The 8472-nt window shown below is 65.4% G+C and carries 8 protein-coding genes and 1 tRNA gene; 3 read left to right on the top strand and 6 right to left on the bottom strand.

All coding sequences use genetic code 11. The annotated features are described in order from the left end of the window. The 6 genes from ACLHHB_RS05045 to ACLHHB_RS05020 all read right to left on the bottom strand — a co-directional run. The coding region (locus ACLHHB_RS05045; RefSeq protein ID WP_410217194.1) for an aspartate-semialdehyde dehydrogenase at positions 1 to 445 on the bottom strand (445 nt) is incomplete at its 3' end. A 163-nt stretch (positions 446 to 608) separates the two neighbouring features. Then, positions 609 to 2543: an autotransporter domain-containing protein gene (locus ACLHHB_RS05040; protein WP_410217193.1), complete on the bottom strand. Its 1935-nt coding sequence runs from the start codon at positions 2541 to 2543 to the stop codon at positions 609 to 611. A gap of 66 nt (positions 2544 to 2609) precedes the next feature. Continuing rightward, positions 2610 to 3257: a glycosyltransferase family 29 protein gene (locus ACLHHB_RS05035; RefSeq protein ID WP_410217192.1), complete on the bottom strand. Its 648-nt coding sequence runs from the start codon at positions 3255 to 3257 to the stop codon at positions 2610 to 2612. Further along, a complete protein-coding gene (locus ACLHHB_RS05030) occupies positions 3254 to 4294 on the bottom strand; it encodes a glycosyltransferase family 4 protein (RefSeq protein ID WP_410217191.1) in 1041 nt (346 codons plus the stop codon). Before ACLHHB_RS05030 ends, ACLHHB_RS05035 begins: the two co-directional genes overlap by 4 nt. Next, a complete protein-coding gene (locus ACLHHB_RS05025; RefSeq protein ID WP_410217190.1) occupies positions 4287 to 5477 on the bottom strand; it encodes an MFS transporter in 1191 nt (396 codons plus the stop codon). Before ACLHHB_RS05025 ends, ACLHHB_RS05030 begins: the two co-directional genes overlap by 8 nt. Positions 5478 to 5582: 105 nt before the next feature. Then, complete coding sequence (locus ACLHHB_RS05020; protein WP_410217189.1) at positions 5583 to 6095, bottom strand: hypothetical protein; 513 nt, start codon at positions 6093 to 6095, stop codon at positions 5583 to 5585. 169 nt (positions 6096 to 6264) lie between these two features. On the opposite strand from ACLHHB_RS05020, the gene leuB reads away from it, so the two are divergent. The 3 genes from leuB to ACLHHB_RS05005 all read left to right on the top strand — a co-directional run bounded on the left by leuB (position 6265) and on the right by ACLHHB_RS05005 (position 8472). Next, positions 6265 to 7389 carry a 3-isopropylmalate dehydrogenase gene (gene leuB / locus ACLHHB_RS05015; protein WP_410217188.1) on the top strand — a complete coding sequence of 375 codons (1125 nt, stop codon included), beginning with the start codon at positions 6265 to 6267 and terminating at the stop codon, positions 7387 to 7389. Positions 7390 to 7395: 6 nt separating this feature from the next. Further along, entirely contained in the window at positions 7396 to 8346 is a 951-nt protein-coding gene (locus tag ACLHHB_RS05010; protein ID WP_410217195.1) for a DMT family transporter, read from the top strand. Between the two features lie 49 nt (positions 8347 to 8395). Then, positions 8396 to 8472, top strand: a tRNA-Pro gene (locus ACLHHB_RS05005).

Genomic DNA, 8472 nt, shown 5'->3' with positions numbered 1-8472 from the left:
TGATGCGGGCGCGGTCATGCAGCGGCTTCAGCGCCACCACCATCTGCGCGGTCGAGCAGTTGGGGTTGGCGATGATCATCTTGTTCTTGTAGTCGTGGATCGCCTCGGGGTTCACTTCGGGAACGATCAGCGGGATCTGCGGGTCGTAGCGGTAGAGCGACGAGTTGTCGATCACGACGCAGCCGGCCTTGGCCGCACGTGGGGCGTGGATCTTGGTCGCGTCCGAGCCGATGGCAAACAGCGCGATGTCCCAGCCCGTGAAATCGAACTGCTCGATGTCCTTGACCTTCAGGGTCTTGTCGCCAAAGCTGACCTCGGTCCCCTGGCTGCGACGCGATGCCAGAACGGCAATCTCGTCCACCGGGAACTGGCGCTCGGCCAGGATGTTCAGAATTTCGCGGCCCACATTGCCCGTGGCGCCGGCGACGACGACTTTGTAACCCATTTCGGGGGGACTCCTTTTCCTGCGGTGGGGGGCGTTTAACGCAAACGGTCACGCAATGAAAGGGTCTTGGCCCCCGCTGTACCCTGTTCAAAAGTGCTGTCAGCCCTGGGCAGGAGGAGAAAAGGTTGCGCGCGCCCCTGAGGAGCACGCGCACCTGCCACCATCAGAAGCGCAGGCCGACGCCCGCACCCAAGGTGGTCTGGGCCCCAGCATCATGGCCGATGCGGGTGTCCAGCGTGACCCAACCCGAGGCTTCGGACGACAGTGCCATCTGTGCCGACAGGCCCACCCGCCCGAACGAGCGGTCCTGGCCCGCCAGCGACACACGGCGCGCCGTGCCCTCGCTGTCGATGACTGTCAGTGCGCCGGGCGCGCCGTCGGCCAGTTCCCTGACCCATGAGGCACGCGCCGACAGGCCGATTTCGCGGCCCGCCACTTGCACCGCCTGCGCCACGCGGCCGCCCAGTTGCACCTCCAGGCTTTCGAAATCCTGGCCGTCATAGCGGATGGCGGTGCGGCCCGTTCCTTGTTCGGTGACCCCCGAGACGCGAGTGCGGGCATAGTCGAGGCCCAGAACCGGTCCATAGGTCAGCCCCGTCGCGGTCTGCAGGTCGCGGCCCGCCTCGACCCGCGCCCCCAGTGTGCGGCCACGGGTGTCGAGTTCAAAGGTTTCGTCCAAAATGACGGCGCCCAAGCCCGACATCAGGCGGAATGAACGGTCGCCTGACAAGTCCGCACGACCATAGCTGATCGCCGCCACGGCCCAGTCCGACTGCTGCTGCCATGCCGCGTCCAGCGAGGCCTGCAACCCTGTCGAAGACAGATCGCCGCCGCGGTCCAGATCCTCGCCCGTGCGGGCATAAGCCAGTTGGCCGCCCAGGCTGAGGGCGGGGGCTATCTGCCAGGCCGCGCCCACGCGCGCCATCAGCGCGCCGCCGCGGTCCTGTCCCAAGGTCCAGCTGCCCTCGGGGCGGGCCAGCCCTTGCACCGATACATCTGCAGTGATCGCACCGATGTCACCCGGCACCACAAGGCGATCGCGTGTCGCACGCATCGTCAGCTCCGACAGGTCGCGCTGCTGGCGCCGGGTCAGGTCGGCCATCTGCGCGCCCGTGAGGCCCGCACTGCGGGCAGAGGCGATCAGGTCGGCATCCGTTTCCTCGACCAGAAGACGGGTCAGAAGGCGGGCATAGTCGCGCATGCGCTGTTCGAACCGTTCGGGGCCCAAGGCCGCCAACAGGAATTCCCAATTGTCTTCGGTCGGATCATGCCATGTCGAGCCGCCGGGGATGTCCGGATTGTCGGTCTGGGTATAGCCATCCAGGTCGCCGATCTGCCAGTTCGTCGCCTCCAGCCACAGGATCGGGATGTCGAGCGCTTCGAAGGGTTCGGCATCCGAACAGCAGCCGGTCAGGATCGGGTGGTCCGGGTTCAGGCCGGGGTTGCTGCGCAGGTCGATGCCCAATTCCTCGGCGATCGCATGTGCACGCGACCAGAACGACAACAGCGCGGGGTTGTCCAGATAGTTGGAGCCTGCATGCCCGTACATGAAATCGCCCGTGATCAGGCTGTCGATGTTGATCATGTCGGCCAGATTGGCGCGCTGGCGGGCATCCAGAGATTCGATGTAATGGCGGCTACCTTGCAAGCCGATCTCTTCTGCACCGAAGGCGGCGAAGACCAGGCCGGTTTCGGTGTCCAGCCCCGACATGTGGGCAGCCAGTTCCGTCAGAACGCCCGTGCCCGAGGCATTGTCGTCCACGCCCTGCAGGTCGGGCAAGGTGCCTGCGCTGTCGAAATGGGCGCCGACGACGATGACGCGGTCGCTGGTGCCGGGCATGGAGACAAGCAGGTTCTGCGATGGACCGCGGGTCGAGGCAAAGCCCTGACGCGCGACGGTGGAGCCGCCAAACGACAAGCGTCCGGCCACATAGTCTGCCGCGCGGGGAAAAACGGTGCTGCCAGTGTACCGGCCCGCAAATCCGAGCGCCAGGTCGTGCATCGTGTCATGGCCATAGGCGCCGAAGTCCTGCGCCTGGAGAGGGGTGGCGCAAAGCAGCGCCGAGGTGGCCAACAAGGCCCTGATCGTGACGGTCATCTGATGTCCCTGCCTGTTCTTGTCCCCGGAAAGGGAAGACCGACAGGATTGCAGATGGTGCAGAAGCTACAAGACCGATCCGTTAACCAATTTCAGACGGTGGTCATGACGCAACAGGTCCTGGACCCAGGCCCCCTCGGCCGCGAAGTCATGAGGCACGTCGGCTGCCGCCCGCCGTCCGGACAGGCTGAGGCTGGCGAAGAAGTCAAAGCCATAAAGCGTCAGTGTCGCCAGTCCGGCGCGCAGCGCCAGGTCGATCATCATGGCGCCCGTGGTGGGCAGCGCGGCCAGACGCCCCTTCAGTGTCTCGTAATCCGTCAGGGGGTGCAGATAAAAGCCGGGGCTGCTTGCAGTCTGCCAATCCAGCCGCTTGCGCTTGGGGGACATCCACAGGATGCGCGCAGGTGCCAGCCGCGCGCGATCCACGTCACCCAGCCGCGTGGCCAGGGCCAGCCAGTCGGTTCGGGTGCCATGGCTGCGCGCCTGCGGCATGGGTGCGCGATTGATGCGGATCACCAGATCGGCGGCATCGATACGACCCCCGTGATCCTGTTCGGCCAAGGCGCGGGCATTGCCGACCAGCGCCACATGGCGTCCTTTCAGGGCTGCAAGCAGGTCTGTCTGCGGAATGGACAAACGCGCCAGCGGATCCTCGGCCCGCATCAGGCGGGCAGTGGCAAATGCGAGGCGGGGCGGGACGAGGCGCGGGATCATGGACGGGCCAGAAGATCGTTGTAAACCGCCACCAGGGCGCGCGCCTCGCTCTCGATGGCGTGGTTGCGGATGACATGGGTCCGGGCGGCATGCCCTGCGGCGGCACGGCCGCTGTCGTCGTCCAGCCAGCGCGCAAGGGCCGCCGTCAATGCGGGTCCGTCCTCGCGCGCCACCAGGGTGCCGGTTTCTCCGTCGCGGATCAGGGTTTCATAGGCGCCGACGCGGGCAGCGACGGTGGGCACGGCGCAGGCCATTGCCTCCAGCGGGGTCAGGCCGAACCCTTCCCACCGGGCCGGGGCGGCGAACAGGTCAAGCGCCTGATAATGGCGCACCACCTGATCCCAGGGCAGTTCGCCCAGAAAACGGATGCGGTCCTGCAGCCCCGCAGCCCGGACGCGGTCCTGCAACGCGTCGGCAAAGGCGCGGTTGTCGGAGGTGATGCGGCCCGTAAAGATGATCTGCGCCCGTGGACGCGCGGGCAGCAGGTCAAGCCCCGCCTGCACCAGCAGATCGACCCCCTTTTGCGCCCGGATGCGGCCAAAGCAGCCGATCAGCAGGGCATCCGGATCAAGGCCTAACGTTTGCCGCAGCGCCTTGCGGTCTGGAGCGGGTCGAAAGATCTGTGTATCGACACCGTGCAGGATGACTGTGGCGGGACGTTCCAGATAGCCGGCTGCCTGGGGCGAGGTTGCAACCAGCGCGTCCTGCTGACGGATCAGCCAGCGTGTAAAGCCCGTATGCTTGCGCTGGGCCGCCGACGTGAACAGCAGGCGGTACTTGCGGCGCAGCAAACGGCGCAGGATCAGGCCCAAGGCCATTTCGGTGTTGCGTCGGGCGTGCCAGACGCGCCAGCGGTCGCGGGGCAGGGTGGCTGCACGGGTCAGCGGGATATGGGGCAGATCGGGCGGCAGGCCCGGACCGGTGGTTGCAATGGCAATCAGGCGCGCCTGGACCGGGATCAGGCGCACCACCGTCGCCGTCACTCCGGACAGGCGGCGTTTCAGGTTGGGAGCGACCACAAGCGGCGCTTCAGTCATGGCGGGCCTCGGGCGTCAGGAAGTACAGCAGGAACCCGACCACCAGCGGGACCAGGAAGAACAGCCACAGCATAGCGAAGGCTTGGGCCGGAGGGTAGGCCGCCTCGGCTGCGCCATAGACGGGACGCGAGGCGAACTGCATGATGCCCACCCCGCCGATCGAGAACATGTTCAGAAACGTCACCCCCCGCCCCACCAGATGAGGTGGCAGAAATGACCGGCCATGCGCCATCAGCAGCGGATAGGCCGAACCGAAAAAGCCCAGGATCACCAGAAGCAGCGTGATGATCCCCAAGGGCAGGGCGGGCTGCAGCCACATGATCGACAGGACGGTGATCATCATGCCGGAAAAGACCATGACGGCGCGACGCGGGCCGCCCATCATCCGGGCGGCCGGACCCACGGCAAAGCTGCCCGTGACCATGGCCAGCCCCATGGCCAGCGTCACCTGCCCGATCTGTGTCGCATCTGCGCCGTGAACCTGTTCCAGCCACGGGGCGGCCCACAGTCCGCGGATCGCTGCCGTTACCGCATAGTTGACAGCAAACAGCGGCAGTATGAACCAAAGCGTGCGCAGGCGCAGGATCTGGCCCACAGAGCCTTGGGGATGATCATGGCCCAGCCGTGCAGGGTCGCGAACCTGCGAAAGGACAAGCCAGGCCACGAGCAGCGTCACGGCGGCCAAACCCCAGAGCGTCGGCCTCCACCCGGCAGACTGGATCACCCAGACCAGGGGAGAGGCCCCAAGTATATTGCCCAGCGAGCCAAAGCCCACCAGAACCCCGGCCAAGGTGCCAAAGGCCGCGGGTGGGTATTCGCGTGCAAAGATATAGTAAGGCCCCATCAGCGCAGGCGAGCAGCCGATACCGAGAAGGGTCATGGCGACGTGCAGGTGCCAGGGCGCCGAGGCCATTGCAAAGACCACCGCTCCTCCCCCTCCGCCCAATGCCAGCAGCCAGGCCACCGTGCGGCGCGGACCGTGCCGGTCAAGGGCCGCACCCACGGGCATCTGCATTATGGCAAATCCGATGAACCAAAGACCCGAAGACAAGGCAAGATCGCCCGGACTGGCACCAAGCTGGCTTTCCAGCACGGGTGACAGAACGGCCAGAAAGGCACGATAAAACTGACTGAGCACATAGCCCAGCACCAGGCTGACAAGTCCGGCCGAAAATCGCGGCATGTGATCCTCCGTTCCCCCGGGCACGCTGGGCCAACGACACGAAAGCTGCAAGACGTGCAAAGGGAGGAACGGGACCGGTCATGCCGCCCTGGGCCGGAGGGACACCTACTGAGCGGGTGCATCCTCCGCGGGAGCAGTTCCCGGCGTTTCCGCTTGGGGGGCCGGGGCGGCGACCGTGGGCGTCACGGCCTGTGCGCTGCCGCCCATCTCTTCCAGGCGGGTGATCAGTTCACGGGCCTGCGGACCCAGCCGGTCGCAATTGGACGGGTCGTCCAGCAGGCTGAAGGCGGGGCGGAAATACTCGCGGTCATAGGCGACGGGATCGATGCCCAGTCGTTGGGTCAGTGCATCGGTTGTACCGTTGATCAACTGCCATTCCGGGTCGCTGACTTCGTATGCGGGGCAGTTGGAGGTGATCACGTTCATCTGCGCCAGCTCGCGCGTCAGATCCTGCGCCTCGGCCTCGGACAGGGTCGACACATCAGGCAGTGGCACGACAAGCCGGTCACCCGGCACGCCGTCGGTGGCCTGATCCGGCGCGGTCTGAGCCCAGCCTGCGGGCGCCAGCAGCGTTCCTGCAGCGGCCAGTGCGATCATCATGACATTCCAGCTTTTCATCGCTTGCCTCATCCATCAGTCGGGCCACAGTCTGGGTCGCGCGCAGGCAAGGCGCAAGGCAAACTGCCGTGAGCATGCGACTGGGTCCTGTGCTTGACCCCGAGGCAGGCCGCGTCTAACCCGAAGACGCGCCGCACCTTGCCCCATTGCCGCGCCTGAAGGAGGGATCATGTCCGACCGCTATTCGCTTCTCATCCTGCCCGGCGACGGGATCGGCCCCGAAGTCATGGCCGAAGTCGTCAAGGTCATCGACTGGTTCCAGACGAACCGCGGCATGACCTTTGACGTCACCCATGACCTTGTCGGCGGTGCCGCATTCGACCAGCACGGCGTGCCCCTGGCGGACGAAACGATGGCCAAGGCGCAAACGGTGGACGCCGTTCTGCTGGGCGCCGTCGGTGGTCCGAAATACGATGCGCTCGATTTCAGCCTGAAGCCCGAGCGCGGTCTCCTGCGCCTGCGCAAGGAGATGGACCTGTTCGCCAACCTGCGCCCGGCACAGTGCTTTGACGCATTGGCCGACTTCAGCAGCCTCAAGCGCGAGGTCGTGGCCGGGCTGGACATCCTGATCGTGCGCGAACTGACCAGCGGCGTTTATTTCGGCGAGCCGCGCGGCATCCATTCCGACGACAACAACCCCCACAACGAAGGGGGGCGCGTCGGCATCAACACCCAGCGTTATACCAGCGGAGAGATCCGGCGCGTGGCCCGTTCCGCCTTTGAGCTGGCGCAGAAGCGCGGCAACAGGGTCTGCTCGATGGAAAAGGCCAATGTCATGGAGTCGGGCGTCCTGTGGCGCGAAGAGGTGCAGTGGGTCCATGACAACGAATACCCGGATGTGGAACTGTCGCACATGTATGCCGACAACGGCGCGATGCAGTTGGTGCGTGCGCCTCGCCAGTTCGACGTGATCGTGACGGACAACCTGTTTGGCGACATCCTGTCCGACGCAGCGGCCATGCTGACAGGTTCGCTTGGCATGCTGCCCTCGGCCAGTCTTGGTGCGCCGATGGAAAACGGGCGCCCCAAGGCATTGTATGAGCCCGTTCATGGTTCGGCCCCCGACATCGCCGGGCAGGGTAAGGCCAACCCCATCGCCTGCATCCTGAGCTTTGCGATGGCGCTGCGCTATTCCTTCGGTGAAGCGCAGGCGGCCGATGCGCTGGAGGCCGCGGTCGAGCGCGTGCTGGCCCACGGAGTCCGGACTGCCGATCTGATGGGTCCCGAGGGCGGTACCCCTGTCAGCACCGCAGAAATGGGTGACCGGATCATCGCTGCCCTGTCGGAGGCCTGATTGGCGCTGCCCGGCAATGTCAGGGGGGCCCTGCTGCAGTTGGCGGCAATGGGCCTTTATGCGACGCATGACGTCGTGATCAAGACGCTGGGCGCGACCTATCCGGCGCTGCAGATCCTGTTCTTTGCCTCGCTGCTGTCCTTTCCGCTGGTTTCGATCGTGCTGATGCGCGATCCGCAACCCGGAACGCTGCGGCCGACCAACATGGCTTGGGTCATCCTGCGGATGTTTTGCGCGGTGGTGGCGGGAATGGCTGGCTTCTACGCCTTCTCGAACCTGCCTCTGACGCAGGTTTATGCCATTCTTTTCACAACGCCGCTGCTGATCACCATCTTGTCCATCCCCATGCTGGGGGAACGGGTGGGCCTGCACCGCTGGGCTGCAGTGGTCGTCGGGCTGTCGGGTGTGCTGATCGTGTTGCGGCCGGGCGGGCAGGATCTGCAGTGGGGTCATGCGGCTGCAATGGCGGGTGCCGTGGCCAGTGCGATGGGCGCGCTTATCATCCGCCGGCTGGGCCGCCGAGAGCGGCCCATGGTTCTGATCATGTGGCCGATGCTGGGCAACTTCTTTGCCACGGGTGCGGCCTTGTCCCTCGCCTATCAGCCAATGGCGTTGCACCATCTGGCTATGACCGGCATCATTGCGGGTTTGGGACTGCTGGGAGGCTTTTTGGTCATCATGGCCTATCGCGCCGGCGAAGCGGCCATTGTGGCGCCCATGCAATATTCGCAGATCCTTTGGGCCACAGCCTACGGATGGTTCCTGTTCGGTGAGGCACCGGATTCGTCCACGATGATCGGGGCCAGTGTGATCATAGGATCGGGAATCTATATTGTCTGGCGTGAAAGCCGCGGAGTTTCGGCCAATCGCCCCGCCACCACTGCACGTCTGCGCGCCGAGACAATCACTGCGCCGAAATCAACAGTGCTGCAAAGATTGTGGCCATTGCGCCGTTAAAGAGGGCTTGCAATCGGACCGTCGCCGCGCTACCTACCCGTCCTACGGTCGGAGCGTAGCGCAGCCTGGTAGCGCACCTGCTTCGGGAGCAGGGGGTCGGAGGTTCGAATCCTCTCACTCCGACCA

The organism is Paracoccus sp. (in: a-proteobacteria) (genome assembly GCF_046462195.1).
GTDB lineage: Bacteria > Pseudomonadota > Alphaproteobacteria > Rhodobacterales > Rhodobacteraceae > Paracoccus.
The sequence above is the reverse complement of the archived record's forward strand: the minus strand, read 5'-3'. Positions and strand labels throughout refer to the sequence as shown.